This window comes from Mesorhizobium sp. WSM4898, assembly GCF_029625845.1.
Taxonomy (GTDB): domain Bacteria; phylum Pseudomonadota; class Alphaproteobacteria; order Rhizobiales; family Rhizobiaceae; genus Mesorhizobium.
Genome location: NZ_JARTVQ010000002.1, coordinates 990,526 through 1,004,356, shown reverse-complemented (window position 1 = coordinate 1,004,356; position 13,831 = coordinate 990,526). Strand labels below are relative to the sequence as shown.

Sequence of the window (13,831 nt, the reverse complement as noted above, 5' to 3'; positions counted from 1 at the left end):
GCTCTCGTCCCCCCTCAGTCCGTCAAGCCGTAAAGGCGCGCGCGGAATGCCGCCTTGTCCTTCAAATATGTGGTTTTCAGAACGTCCACAACATGCGATCGCCACGCATCGCTCAAGCCGTCGAAGTCCTTGTAGAAGCCCGGTTTATTGAAGACGTAGCGCGAGACGAAGTCCTGTGGCACGAAATCCGAGATCAACTGATTGGTGAGCCAGGCATCGGGATGATCGGGCTTGGCGCGCACAACCAGGAAGCGCTGGCGCGGCGGCACATCTTCAAGCTTCAGGTGGCCGAACTGGGCGATCTCGCGCTTGGCGGCGTTGAGGAAAGGGAAATTGCCGTCGCTGGCAATCAGGTCGGCATGGCTGTGGATCCAGGTCTGCAGCCAGACCTTGTCGACGTCCGTCAGGTTGCGGTTGGGCTCGGCATCGCGGATCAGCGTCCTCACCACCATCTCGGCGCGGTGCTCCAGATACCCCGAGGTCTCGATCCAGGAAGCGCGCGGCAGGTCAAGGCGGCCGGTGGCGGCGAGGAAGCGGAATACCTTGTCGGCGTCGTTGATCGACAGATAGCTCACCTGCCACGGCCGCGAGCGGCGGAAGCCGGGCGCTGCCGGATCGCTGATCACCGTCGTCATGTCGGGATCGACGAAGACGTAGAGCCCGCCGAAATGGCTGGTCCAGTAGGCGTTGTGGCGGAAGATCACCTGATCGGGCACCAGCGCGTTCTCGCGGATGTCGCCGCAGACCTTGGCGAGGCCGACCATGCGCTCGAGCATGGCGTTGTCGCGCCAGGCGTCGGGTTCCTGCTTCAGCCGGTCGACCAGCTTGCCGAGCTCGGCCGCCTTGCCGAGCACGTCCTCGGCCGACAATACCTTGAACTCGACCTGATTGATCGACAGCAGGTCCTCGATGTCGTCGACCTTGGGGACGGAGTCCTCGATCTCGCCGTAGATGACGTCCTTGATCGTCAGCGCGTCGATGGCGCGCTGGTTCTTGGACATGAACTCGAACATCAGCTGCGAGGTGTTGGAGAAGGCGGTGTGCACGACCGGCAAATCGATCTGCGACGGCGTCAGGATGATGAAGCGGCGGTTGACCTCGTTGGGATCGAGATAGCCGTAATCGCCGCATTCCTCGGCCACCTCGGGCGAGAAACCGGTGCGGTCGATCTGGAAGCTCGTCAGCTTGGTCGGCTCGAGGCCGAAGGCGACGAGAGCCTTGTTGTAGCGCTGGATGAGATGCGGCTCATCGACGACGAGCAGCCTGCCATAGATCAGCTCGTTGTCGCGCAGAAGGTCGGGCTTTTTAGCGGGACGGGTCATTGGCAAAGGTCCGACGGATGTAGCCTCGAAAGGCGAAGCGGCAACGCCGACGCCCCCCTCTCCCCGTTCTTGACGGGGAGAGGGTAAGGGTGAGGGGCGGCGCCAACGATCAAAGATTTGTCTCCCCGTAGCCGCTGGCAGCAATAAATCGAAGCTCGTGCGTCTCGATCAGACGATCGAGACGGCATTCGATCGCAGCAAGTATGGTTTCGAGCACCTCATCCCGCTTCTTCAAGACATCGACATTCCAGAAGCGGAGAACGGACCAATTGTTTGAGACCAGGAAGCGATCCCTGATCTGGTCGTAGCTGTTGCCTGCATGCTGGCTGCCATCGACCTCGACAACGAGCTGGCACTCCCTGCAGGCAAAATCAGCGAAATAATTGCCTATCGGAAACTGCCGCACAAACTTATGGCCATTCAATCGTCTGTCGCGCAGTTCCATCCAAAGAGCTGTTTCCGCGTCGTTATCCGAGTGCCGGAGGCGTCTTGCCCGTTTCGTTGTAGCGACTTCTGGTCCACGCACGGCGCTGCCCCCCTTACCCTCTCCCCGTGAAGGACGGGGAGAGGGAGGCGCCGACGTTGGCACCACATCCTTCCGCACTTGCGGGCAGCGAAGGAAGCCTACGCATTCCAAAGCCCCTTGTTCTTCAGCTCCTCCATCTCGCGCACGGCGCGTTCGCGGAGCCGCGCGTCGCGCAAAAGCTTCTCGACCGCCGCGTCGTCGGACTTGTCGGAGTAGCGGAATTCGGAATCGGCGTAGCGATTGATCTCCTGCATGACCATGTCCATCGAGAACGGCCCGCGCAACTCCTCGATCATCGCCTTCTTGTCGTCGTAGCTCTTGTGCATGAAGGCTTCCGGCTTCTCGAACCAGTCTTCCGGGAGCTCGATATCCATGGCGCGCATCTTGATGGCGTCGGTCACGTTCTTGATGGCGCGGCCGGTGAAGCGGGGCTCGGCATTCTTGATCATGTGCAGGTAGGTGCCGATATCGGCCATCGTCTTCGGCGCGCCGTTCTCCTTCATATAGCGCTCATAGACCTTCATCAGCCCGTCTTCCTGCGGCTTCTCGTGCTCCTCATAAGCCGCAGTCACGGCGCGCTGGATTTCCTGCGCGGCATAGAGCTCGTGCTCGCCCAGCGGGATCTTGTGGTTCTTGCCGGCGAGCAGCACGAAGATGTCGATGTAGTCGTCGCGGCTCTGCGGGCCGTCGACCAGCCAGCGGGCGCCGGCGCGCTGGCGCAGCGCATCGTCGACATTTTCGGGGTAGTTGGAAAACATGCCGAAGGAGCAGTTGCCGCGCACCATGGTGGAAGCGCCGGCAAAGGCGTCCATCAGGACGCCCGTGATCTCCTGCTGGCCGGCGGATGCGCGGTCGTCGGAGCGGCGCGCCGCCACCTGGTCGATGTCGTCGATGGTGCCGAAACCGATGGCCCGCGGATTGAGCACATTGTTGATGAACTGGCGGCAGTTCTGGCCGGATTTGCCCTGGTAGGAAGAAATCTGGTCGACCCCGAAATTCTCGTAGACGAAGGGATAGCCGGCGACCTGACAGTAGTTGTTGAGGAGGCCGGCGATCATTTGGATCAGCGTCGTCTTGCCGGTGCCTGGCGCGCCGTCGCCGATGAAGGTGAACAGAAAGCCGCCGAGCTCGACGAAGGGGTTCAGCTCGCGTTCGAAATCATAGGCCATCAGCATCTTGGCGAGCTTCACCGACTGGTATTTGGCGATGTGATTGCCGACGACCTCTTCCGGCTTCTTGAAGGTCATCACCAGCGGCTTCAAGCGCTTGCCGGGCGCGACGTCGAAACCGTCGAGGGTGAAGTCGTCGGCATCAATGCGGATATGCGCGTTCTCGAACGGACCGATGCCGTCGAAGCGCCCCTTGCGCGCGAGCAGCCCGTCGATGGCGACGCGGGCGAATGCGCGCGCCCTGGTCATCAGATCGGCATCGTCCTTGGAGCCGGCAATCGCCTTGTCGAGGCCGGCCACGATCGACTTCACCGCGTCCTGCGGCGTGTCGAACAGGAAGTCGGGTTCGGGACTGTCGTTCGGCGCCTCGCCGTCGCTGTCGATCAGCTGGAACAGGTAGGAGGCGAAGCTGAAAGCCGAAACGTAGGCGGAGGCCGACAGCAGCTTCTTGAATCTCGCCGCCTCGTCGCCTTCGAGCGGGGCACGCGCGTTCTTGGCCTGCAGGCTTTCGAGATCGGATCCCTCGGCAAAGACATCCGATATGGCCAGCGCGATCGCCAGGCCGCGGCGAGCGCGGTAGAGAAGCATGTGCTGCGGGATGCTCATCAGCTGGTCGTCGGGATGGATCGCGGCGACCGTTTTCGACAGTTCGACCTCGCGCGTGCGGCGCACCGAACCGGCCGAGACGGTCGAGACGAAGCGCCGGTTGGTGCCGGCGAGCGCGGTGCCGGACTCGCGCGATGGATCCTCCAGCACGACGATGCGGGTGATGAAGCTCTGCGCGGTGGCGCGATGCTTTTCGATTGTCGATTCCGAGATCGTGGTCAGCCCGGTGTCCATTACGGATACTCCGCGATTCGACGGTCACACATCGCTGATGACCTGCCCTTTGGACAGGATGTGGACCTTGTAGCCGGAAAAGATCTTCTGCGCTTCGCCCGCGGCATAGAGCGCCTGATAGGCCTCGTGCGGGATCAGCGCGTGGTTCTCATAGCTGGAGACGCCTTGGCGCGCCGCTTCGAGGTCGTCGGTGTTGATGAAGAATTCCTGCGTAGACTTTTCGCTGGAGAACAGCCCCTTGCGGCCGGGCTTCTCGGACTTGGAAAAAACTTCCTGGATGGTCCAGGTGAGCAACCAGGCGTTCTCCGGCTTGCGCACCTTGGCCAGAACCTCGGTAACGGTCGAATTGTTCTCGGTGATCCCGGCCGAATAGAACGGGCCGAGCACGACGCGCCGCAACTGCTTCGGGTGCAGCGGCTCGAAATCCTTGTCGAGATTGACCGCGATGGTCGCCGGCGACAGCGTGTAGGCGGAATTCTTCTCGGTGAAATCGTCGAAGCGGTGGGCAAGCTCGGGGTTGAGCAGGCCATCGACAGGAAGCGGAATGTCGATCTTCTCGTTCAGCTTGCCGTTCGCGTCGACGAGCTGTCGCACCATGCTCTCGGAGGAGTCCTCGACCGTCACCATATAGATCAGCGGCAGGTTGGCGCTGCCGTCGAACGAGGCCCAGTGGACGAGGTAGTAAGGCCGCATGGTCTTCGGATTGACCGAGACTTTGGCCGTCTGCGCCAGGGTGAACGGACCGAAGGTGGTCTCGCTCTTGACACCCTCCAGATAGAGCCGCTCGGCCATCGACCTTTGCAGCGCCACAGGCAATTCCTTGTGGCGCAGGATGAAGTCGGCCATCTCCTCGCGCAACTCGCCGGCCTGCGGAATGTTGGCCAACCGGCTATCTGCCTGTCGGCGGTCGTTCTCCAATTCGAGCAGATTCTGGAACACCGGATAGCCGCTGTCGGCGCGCGAAATGCGGAACGTATCCATGAAGCCCAGCCGGTTGCGCCAGCAGTCGAATGAGTTTTCCAGCCGGGCGATGTATTCGGCGACGATCTTGGCGACGATGCCGTGCCGGTAGAGCGGCGAGCGATCGTCGCGCATGAACAGTTCGAGCCCGCTCAGCGCCGCGGTGATGGCGAAGAAGTAGCGCGCCGCCGCTTCATGTTCGGGGGTCATGGCACCGCCGTGTCGAAGAATGCCGTCACACCGCCTACTGCTGCACGTAGTTCGCCGAATTGTGCTTCTTCATCACCTCGTCGAAGCGGCGGGCGAAGGCGTCGTCGGCGAGTTTCTTGCGGCGCTGGATGTCGGCGGTGGCCACCATATTCTTCTCGTGCATCTCCAAGAGATCGCCGATGTGCTTCTGCGAAGCGGCGCCGATGCCGGCCATCGTCTCCTCGGCCGTGTTGTCGACCTGGCTGCCCAGCGTGTTGATCTTGTGGGCAACGTCCTGCTGGGCGGCCGTCTTCAGCGAGTCTTCCAGAGCTTTGTAGAGCACGATGCGCTGCTCGGTGTCGATTGTCAGCTTGTTGATCAGCGTCGACTGCGCGGCGATCTGGTTGTTGAGGGAATCGACAAACGTCTGAAACATCGAGGTGTAGCGCTCCAGCGTCTGGCTTTCGGCCAGCAGCTCCTGCTCCTTGGCCTGCTTCTCGTTGTACTCGGTCGCCATCTTCGAACGCTCGCCCTCGAGCTGGGTGCGTTCCTTCTGGCTGGTCGAGGCGGCGATCTTGTTCTCGATGTCGAGCAGCATCGGGTTGAGTTCCTCGATGCGTTTCTGCACCGCCTCGAGATTGGTCATAGTCGCCTTACGGCGCTCGATCACCTGCGACAGGCTAGCTTCGGAGGTCTTGTAGCGCTGGTCGAGGATCTGCTTCTGGGCTTTCAGGATGCCGACGATGGTGTCCGATTTCGCCAGCAGCTCCTGCAAATTGCCGGCGAGCGACATGTTGCGCACTCGGTCGGTGCGCATGCGCTGCTTGCGCTGCTCGGAGAAGACGCCGACGAGATTTTCCCAGCCGGTGTAGCTCTTCATGCTCTCGAATTCGGCGCCGAAGACATTGGTGGCGTCCTCCAGCCCGATGATCAGGTCGGCGATATTGCCTTCCATGACCTTCTGCTGTTTCAGCACGTCCTCGATGCGGGCGTTCTCGAGGTCGAAATTGGCATCGCCGATCTTCCTGTCGGCCTGCGCCAGCGTGTCGAGCACGGTTCCGGACTGCTCGATCTTGGTGCGCATGTCCTCGACGACCTGCTTGGTCTTGGCAATTTCGGCATCGAAATTCTGCAACGTCGCCATAGGGGCCTCCCGCTTCGGCATCCGGTTTCGTGTCGCACGTCGCCGAATATATGTGGGGGCTCAAGGGATTGAAAGAAGGAAGACAGGGAGACGTGGCAAAACAAAAGAATTGGCCAGGTCCTTGAAAGATAAGGCAAGCATGCTCATGCCGGAGTAATGCGCGCCGCCTTCAGGCAGCTTTAGCTGGTATGCCTTAAGCTCTTGTTTTTGCGGACAAGCTGCGGCGCTGGGGAGTGTGCAAATCTGTTGTGCCGAATCGTGGCAATCAAGCGGCCATCAGCCGGCGCATGGCAGCGATTGCCCAACTTAGTCGGAAGTCGCGAGGCTCCCCGTCTCAGTTGCGGGCAAAGCCGATGAAGTCGTCGGGCGCAGCCCTGCCCATTTCCTCTTCCCAGTGCCGGCGGCAGAGCGAGACATAGACGTCCTTGCCGATCGCCACCTGCTCGCCTTGCTTTGCCACCTTGCCGTCGGGACCGAGGCGAACGACCATCGTCGCCTTGCGGCCGCAGCGGCAGATGGTGCGCACTTCGCGCAGATCGTCGGCGATGGCGAGCAGCGCGCGCGAGCCGGAAAACAACTTGCCTTGGAAATCGGTGCGCAGGCCGTAGCACATGACCGGGATGTTCAGCCGGTCGGCGATGCGGGCCAGCTGCCAGACCTGCTCCTCCTCGAGGAACTGCGCCTCGTCGACGAATATGCAATGCACGGTGGCGTGTTCATGATGCTCGGCGACGCGGGCGTAGAGATCGTCGCCGTCACGGAACATCTCGGCCTCGGTCTCGAGACCGATGCGCGACGAGATCAGTCCCTTGTCGCCGTTGCGATAATGGCCGGCGACGAACAGCATCGTCGTCATGCCGCGTTCGCGATAGTTGTAGGATGCCTGCAGGAGCATCGTCGTCTTGCCGGCATTCATCGTTGCGTAGTTGAAGTAGAGCTTGGCCATATGGGTGTTTAAGCTCAATTGCCGCGGGGCGGGGAAGGGGCCGCGGGCTCCTTCCACCAAAAAAGCGGGCCCGCCGGAAAGTGCGGCATGTCGCTGAATGGCAAGCGCGCGCCGTTGATCGCGGTGTGGAACCGCTTGAAACCGCATCAAAATGGTGTTTGGCTGGCGAAACAAGGCGGGCGCAAGAACCGTGACTTCGCGCCGCTTTAAAAAACCGCAATGGGAGAAAGTTCATGTCGCGTATGAAATCCTTCGTCGCCGGCCTCGGGCTGGCGGCGCTTCTGTCCACGACCGCGGCCTATGCCGGCGATCCGGCGAGCTGCAAGGCCGTGCGACTGTCCGATGTCGGCTGGACCGATATCCAGGCAACCACCGGGGTGGCTTCGGTGCTGCTCACCGCGCTCGGCTACGAGCCGCAGGTGATCCAGCTTTCGGTGCCGGTGACTTATGCGTCGCTGAAGAACAAGGACCTCGACGTCTTTCTCGGCAACTGGATGCCGTCGATGACCAATGACATCAAGGACTATACCGCCGACGGCTCGGTCGAGACGGTAAGCACCAACCTGACCGGCGCCGGCTACGGCATCGTCGTGCCGACCTATGTCGCGGATGCGGGCGTCAAGACGCTGACCGATCTCGGCAAGTTCAAGGACAAGTTCAACGGCAAGATCTACGGCATCGAGGCCGGCAATGACGGCAACCGCATCATCCTCGACATGATCAAGAACCCGAAGGACAATCTTGAAGGCTTCGAGCTGGTCGAGTCCTCGGAAGCCGGCATGCTGACGCAAGCCGAGCAGTCGATGAAGAACAATGAGTGGATCGCCTTCCTCGGCTGGACGCCGCATCCGGTGATGGGCGCCATGAAGATCACCTATCTCGACGGGATGGGCGACAGCGGTTTCGGCGCCGCCACCGTCTATACGAACACGCGCAAGGGCTACACCACCGAGTGCCCGAATGCCGGCAAGTTCATCTCCAACCTGAAATTCAATCTCGACATGGAAGGCGAGATGATGGACGCGATCCTGAAAGGCGGCGATGCCCAGACGGTCGCCACCGACTGGCTGAAGAAGCATCCGGACGCGATCGCGCCCTGGATCGCCGGCGTGACCACCTTCGACGGCGGCGATGCGGCTGCGGCCATCAAGACTGCGCTCGGGAGTTGAGCCGGCTTTGAGTCCGGCATGATCTCCGGAAAGGGGCAGCCGCTGGAAAAGGCTGCCCTTTTTCATATGCTGTGAGAAGGTGACCGCTCGGCAAGGGCGGCAAGGATCAATGAGGGGAAAGATGGATCCGATCTCGAAATTTCTGGTCGCCTACAAGATTCCCATAGGTCCATGGGGCAAGGCCTTCTTCGGCTTCCTCACTGAGAATTTCGATACCGTCTTCAGGGCCTTTTCGAACGGCCTGAACTTCATCCTCGACGGGGCGGTGGACCTCCTGCTGATGCTGCCGCCGGTTCTGCTGGCGCTGGTCGTCGCCGTCATCGCCTGGTTCCTGCAACGCTCCCGGCCGCTCGCCATCGGCGTCTTCATCGGCCTCATCTTCATCATCAACCAGAACCTCTGGAAGCAGACGGTGCAAACACTGGTGCTGGTGGTGGCCGCCGCCGCCATGGCAATGGCGATCGGCGTGCCGCTCGGCATCTGGGCGGCGCACAAGCCGAAGGTCTACCGCGTGATGCTGCCGGTGCTTGACCTGATGCAGACGCTGCCGACCTTCGTCTACCTGATCCCGGTGCTGACGCTGTTCGGGCTCGGCAACGCGCCCGGCCTCATCGTCACCATCATCTTCGTCATCCCGACGGCGGTGCGTCTCACCCATCTCGGCATCGTCTCGGTGCCCAAGGCGATCATCGAGGCGGGCGAGTCCTTCGGCGCCACCAAGAACCAGCTTCTGTGGAAGGTCGAATTGCCCTCGGCGCTGCCCACGATCATGGCGGGGCTGACCCAGTCGATCATGCTGTCGCTGTCGATGGTGGTGTTCGCGGCGCTGATCGGCGCCGGCGGTCTCGGCACCGAAATCAACCGCGCGCTGGGCTCCCGCAAGATCGACCTCGGGCTTGAAGCAGGCCTTGCCATCGTCGTGCTCGCCATCGTGCTCGATCGCATGACCCGCATCGGCGTTGGAGGCAAGAAATGACCGTCGCCGTCGATTTCAAGAATGTCGATATCGTCTTCGGTGCCGACCAGGCGAAATCCCTCGCGCTGATCGACCAGGGCGCAACCCGCGCCGAAATCCTCGAAAAGACCGGCAACGTGCTGGGCTGCGCCGGCGCCAACCTCACCGTGCATGAGGGCGAGATCTCGGTGCTGATGGGCCTTTCCGGCTCCGGCAAGTCGACGCTGCTGAGAGCCGTCAACCGGTTGAACGTGGTGTCGCGCGGCCAGGTGCTGGTCAATGACGGCGACCGCACGGTCGACGTCGTCACCTGCGACGAGCCGACACTGAGACGTCTGCGGCAGAAGCAGGTGGCGATGGTGTTCCAACAGTTCGGCCTGCTGCCATGGCGCACGGTCGAGGAGAATGTCGGCTTCGGTCTGGAGCTCGCCGGTGTGCCGGAGGCCGAGCGCAAGGCACGGGTACAGAAGCAGCTCCAGCTGGTCCATCTCGACCAATGGTCGAAGAAATACGCGCATGAACTGTCGGGCGGCATGCAGCAGCGCGTCGGCCTCGCCCGCGCCTTCGCCACCGAGGCGCCGATCCTGTTGATGGACGAGCCGTTTTCGGCCCTCGATCCGCTGATCCGCACCAAGCTGCAGGACGAGCTCCTGCAGCTCCAGGCGGCGCTGAAGAAGACCATCATCTTCGTCAGCCACGACCTCGAGGAGGCGCTGAAGATCGGCAGCCACATCACCATCATGGAAGGCGGGCGCATCGTCCAGACCGGCGCGCCGGAAGACATCGTGCTCAGGCCGGCCAACGACTATGTCCGCGACTTCATCGCCAATGTGAATCCGCTTTCGGTGCTCACCGCCTGGAACGTGATGCGCGACCGCCGCGATCTCGAGCAGGGGGAGAATGGCTGGGTCTGGCTCGACCGGCGCAAGACGACGCGCTTCAAGATCGACGAGCATGGCCTGGTGGCCGCGGCCGAACGCGACGGCAAGCCGGCGGTGTGGGTATCCTGCGCCGAGGTCGAGAGGCAGCCGGAGGAGGGTGCGCAGGTGTTCTGGGCCAATCCCGGCACGTCGCTGAAGACGGTGATGCTCGCCATGCACCGCTCGCAGACGGCACCGGTGGCGCTGTTCGACGAAGGCTCGCGCTTCGTCGGCGCGATCGGCATCCGCGACGTGCTGAGCGCGGTGCTCAGGCGGTAGGAGCTCGGCCTTAGTTCAAGCATGAAGTGTTCGCTGGCGGTCACCTCATGCTTATTCTAGACTTGGTCGGCAGCCGGGGTGGGCCGCTCGCGCATGGGGCCGATAAAATGATCTTCCGTCAGCTTTTCGATTCCGTTTCGGGCACTTATTCCTATCTCCTCGCCAGCCGCCGCGGCGGCGAGGCGCTGATCATCGATCCGGTGCTGGAGAAGGTCGAACGCTACCTGCAGCTGGTCAACGAGCTCGACCTCAGACTGGTCAAAGCGGTCGACACACATCTTCATGCCGACCACATCACCGGGCTCGGCGCGCTGCGCGACAGGACGCATTGCGTCACCGTGATGGGTGAGCAGACCAAGGCCGACGTCGTGTCGATGCGGCTTGCCGACGGCGACAAGCTTGCCATCGAGGGGCTGGCGCTGGACGTCGTCTATACGCCCGGCCACACCGACGATTCCTACAGCTTCGTCCTGCCGGACCGCGTCTTCACCGGCGACACGCTGCTCATTCGCGGCACCGGCCGCACCGACTTCCAGAACGGCGATCCGCGCCAGCAATACGAATCGATCTTCGGCCGACTGCTCAAGCTTCCCGACGAGACGCTGATCTTTCCGGCACACGACTACAAGGGCGAAACCGTGTCGACGATCGGCGAGGAAAAGGCCTTCAATCCGCGCCTGCAGGTGAAGTCGGTGGACGAATACGTGAACATCATGAACAACCTGAAGCTCTCCAATCCGAAGATGATGGATGTGGCCGTGCCGGCCAACATGCGGGTGGGGCTGCATCAGGACGACATCGCCAGCCGCGGCTGGGCAGTAACCGCCGAACAGGCGCTGGCGCTGGTCGGTCGGCCCGACGTGGCGCTGATCGATCTGCGCGAGCAATCCGAACGGGATCGCCACGGCGTCATCCCCGGCGCGATCCATCTGCCCTATGCGCGGCTGCAGGAGAATATCGCCGCCGGCGGCATGCTGCACGAGCTGGCGAAATCGACAGCCAAGCAGATCCTGTTCTATTGCGCCTTCGGCGAGCGCTCGGCGATGGCCGTGCAGGCGGCGCAGGACCGCGGGATATCGAGCGCCCGCCACATCCAGGGCGGCATCGATGCGTGGCGGAAGGCCAGCGGTCCGCTGATGCACTGAGACCTGTCGATATTCAGGTGATGCCGGCCTGCAAACGCGCGTTTCCTGGTGCTCGTGTACTTCAACTACGCTCCGCTCAGGTTCTCGGAACCCGCCATTCTCGGCTCGGCCTGACCTCAATCGCAACACGCCCTTGGATGTGCCAGAAAATCAATTCAATCCGATCAGCTTCGCGCCTCTGCGGAACAGGGCTTCGCCGTCCCGGTCGAAGCGGAAGGTGGCGATGAAATCGTCCGCCCGATAGTCGGGCCACGTGGTGCGGATCGCGGCGGCGAAGTTTCGTGCCTCGTCCTGGCGGCCGGCCAGCGCCAGGCAATGCGCGGCGATCGCCAGGATGATGACATGCGCGTTGGGCCTGGCCGCAGCTTTCAGCGCCCATTCGGCGGCTTCATCGTATTCGCCCAAGCGTGCATGGGCCATGGCCCGCGCGCCCATCATGCCGAACAGCAATGGGTCAAAGGGGCTGAGATGGCGCGAGTGATCGGAGGAGCCGATCGCAGATTGCGGATCGCCCGACTGCGAATGGACAAAGGACAGGGCATAGTGGCCGAGCGCGAAGTTCGGGCTGAGGTCGACGGCCTTCGCCAGCTCAAGCAGCGAGCCGTCCTGCTCGCCGCGCAGCCACAAGGCGCGGCCCATCGCCCAGTGCGCGGCCGGATTGCGGTCATCGACCAGGAGGCTGTGACCGGCAGTTGCGAAAGCCAGCGACGCCTCACGGTCGCGATCGCCCCAACGCTGAAAGGCATTCTGCCAATGCGTGAAGGAGAGGCCTGCATAGGCTCGGGCGAAGGTCGGGTCGAGCTTCAGGGCGTCATTGAAGAACTGCTGCGCCAGTTCGTTTTCCTGGCGGGTGAAGCGGTACATGTGCCAGAGCCCGCGATGATAGGCTTCCCACGCATTCAGCGAATTCGGCGCCTTAAGCATTGCCCGGTTTCGCTCGACGGTCGCGATCTCGGCGGCGATCGAAGAGACGATGCTGTTGCCGATGTCGTCTATCACCGTGAAGATCTCGTCCGGCCTGTGCTCGAAGGTCTCGGCCCACACAATCCTCGCGGTGCGGACCTCGACGAGCTCGACCGAGACGATCACCCTGCCCGAAAGGCTGCGGACCGAGCCTGTCGCCACATAGTCGACATTCAGCCGGCGCCCGGCGTCCTCCGGCGCGATGTCCTTCTCGGCCAGCGCGAAAACCGATCCGCGGGCAATGACGAAGAAATCGCGAAGCTTGGCGAGCCGCGTTATGATGTCGTGGGTCAAGCCATCGGCAAGCCCGCCACGGAAATTGACGGCGCTTTCCGCGAACGGCATCACCGCCAACGAGGCCCGGCGCACCGATGCGGGTTCGGATTCGACGGCAACGATCGGTGCTTGTGGGGCCGGAAGAGCTAGTCCGGATCGCGCGCATGGCGTTGCGCTGGAATGGCGTGCCTTGATCTCGTGCCATGCTTCCCGCAACGGAGCGACATCCAGCTCCTCGGAGCGGAAGAGTTCCGCCGCGGTTGCAATATGCTCCTCACCGGCGCCGATCTGTCCCCGCCGCGCAAGGTTTTCCAGCAGCGCCACATGGGCGCGGCCATCGAAGGGCGCGAGTTCCAGCCATCTGTCCAGATAGGCGCCCGCTTCATCGGCTCCCTGGGGGAGCAGGCCGATGATGTGCTCCAGAACGGCGACGTGGCACGAGCTGAAACGGCGGCGTTGCGCGGTCAGCCAGCTGGTGAAATGCGGGCTCCGATCGAGCTCCAGCCCGTCAAGGAAATCGCCGGCGAAGAGCTGCGCAAGCGCCCGAAGGCGCCCGAGGCTGAGCGTCTCGATCCCTTCGGCGACCGCTGCGGCGGCTTCGACGGCATCGACGTTCGTATCGGCAAGACGAAGCGCCACGGTGTCGCCCTCGGTCTCGACCCTCTGCCGGCCCGGTTGGTTAAGCGCGCCGCGAAGCTTGCTCAGGCACCAGCGAAGCTCGCCGCGCGGATCGTTCGGCACGTCCCACAGAAGCTCGCAAAGCCGGCTGCGGCTGACGGGATGTGGCGCGAGCGCCAGATAGGCCAGCAGCGCGCGCAACTTGCGCGAAGAAGGCAATTTAACCGGCTCGCCGCCACGCGCGATCGTCAGTTGCCCAAGCAGTCGCAAGGACAGGCCGGCGGCAGTGTCGTTCGGGCTCGATCGGCTGGATTCCACGTATGTTCCCACGCTTTCTCCAACGCTCACCAGTTGGTCCATGTTCTATCACCAAAGACGACAGGAAGCATCCGGCAGCCCAATTCCATGCC

General features: G+C 62.6%; 12 protein-coding genes. 5 read left to right on the top strand and 7 right to left on the bottom strand.

Translation table 11 applies throughout. The features are described 5' to 3' along the window. Window positions 1-14 precede the first annotated feature (14 nt). From P9228_RS12315 to P9228_RS12290, 6 genes are all read right to left on the bottom strand, one after another. On the bottom strand, window positions 15-1,322 hold the full coding sequence (locus tag P9228_RS12315; RefSeq protein WP_278053636.1) for a DUF6638 family protein: 1,308 nt from the start codon (window positions 1,320-1,322) through the stop codon (window positions 15-17). Between the two features lie 109 nt (window positions 1,323-1,431). Further along, window positions 1,432-1,848, bottom strand: a complete 417-nt coding sequence (locus tag P9228_RS12310; RefSeq protein ID WP_127215410.1) for a DUF559 domain-containing protein — start codon at window positions 1,846-1,848, stop codon at window positions 1,432-1,434. Window positions 1,849-1,946: 98 nt separating this feature from the next. Continuing rightward, window positions 1,947-3,857, bottom strand: coding sequence for an ATP-binding protein (locus P9228_RS12305; RefSeq protein ID WP_278053634.1), 1,911 nt, complete (start codon window positions 3,855-3,857; stop codon window positions 1,947-1,949). A 24-nt stretch (window positions 3,858-3,881) separates the two neighbouring features. Further along, the gene (locus P9228_RS12300) at window positions 3,882-5,027 is read right to left on the bottom strand and encodes a hypothetical protein (RefSeq protein WP_278053632.1); all 1,146 of its coding nucleotides are present in this window, start codon (window positions 5,025-5,027) and stop codon (window positions 3,882-3,884) included. A gap of 34 nt (window positions 5,028-5,061) precedes the next feature. After that, a complete protein-coding gene (locus tag P9228_RS12295) occupies window positions 5,062-6,150 on the bottom strand; it encodes a hypothetical protein (protein WP_095801837.1) in 1,089 nt (362 codons plus the stop codon). Between the two features lie 334 nt (window positions 6,151-6,484). Beyond that, window positions 6,485-7,096: a thymidine kinase gene (locus tag P9228_RS12290; RefSeq protein ID WP_127215405.1), complete on the bottom strand. Its 612-nt coding sequence runs from the start codon at window positions 7,094-7,096 to the stop codon at window positions 6,485-6,487. An 87-nt stretch (window positions 7,097-7,183) separates the two neighbouring features. Between P9228_RS12290 and P9228_RS12285 the strand changes: the two genes are divergently transcribed. The 5 genes from P9228_RS12285 (at window position 7,184) to P9228_RS12265 (ending at window position 11,564) form a co-directional block, all read left to right on the top strand. Beyond that, window positions 7,184-7,306 (top strand): hypothetical protein, encoded by a 123-nt coding sequence (locus tag P9228_RS12285; protein ID WP_259979959.1) that lies wholly within the window; start codon window positions 7,184-7,186, stop codon window positions 7,304-7,306. Window positions 7,307-7,329: 23 nt separating this feature from the next. Continuing rightward, entirely contained in the window at window positions 7,330-8,265 is a 936-nt protein-coding gene (locus P9228_RS12280; RefSeq protein ID WP_066994256.1) for a choline ABC transporter substrate-binding protein, read from the top strand. A gap of 121 nt (window positions 8,266-8,386) precedes the next feature. After that, a complete protein-coding gene (choW, locus tag P9228_RS12275) occupies window positions 8,387-9,241 on the top strand; it encodes a choline ABC transporter permease subunit (RefSeq protein WP_066994259.1) in 855 nt (284 codons plus the stop codon). Continuing rightward, on the top strand, window positions 9,238-10,419 hold the full coding sequence (gene choV / locus P9228_RS12270) for a choline ABC transporter ATP-binding protein (RefSeq protein WP_095823289.1): 1,182 nt from the start codon (window positions 9,238-9,240) through the stop codon (window positions 10,417-10,419). The genes choW and choV overlap by 4 nt, the downstream gene beginning before the upstream one ends. A 107-nt stretch (window positions 10,420-10,526) precedes the next feature. Further along, a complete protein-coding gene (locus P9228_RS12265) occupies window positions 10,527-11,564 on the top strand; it encodes an MBL fold metallo-hydrolase (protein ID WP_095823288.1) in 1,038 nt (345 codons plus the stop codon). Window positions 11,565-11,714: 150 nt separating this feature from the next. Here P9228_RS12265 and P9228_RS12260 read toward each other — a convergent pair whose 3' ends face one another. After that, window positions 11,715-13,781, bottom strand: a complete 2,067-nt coding sequence (locus tag P9228_RS12260) for a BTAD domain-containing putative transcriptional regulator (protein ID WP_082953953.1) — start codon at window positions 13,779-13,781, stop codon at window positions 11,715-11,717. Between the last annotated feature and the right edge of the window lie 50 nt (window positions 13,782-13,831).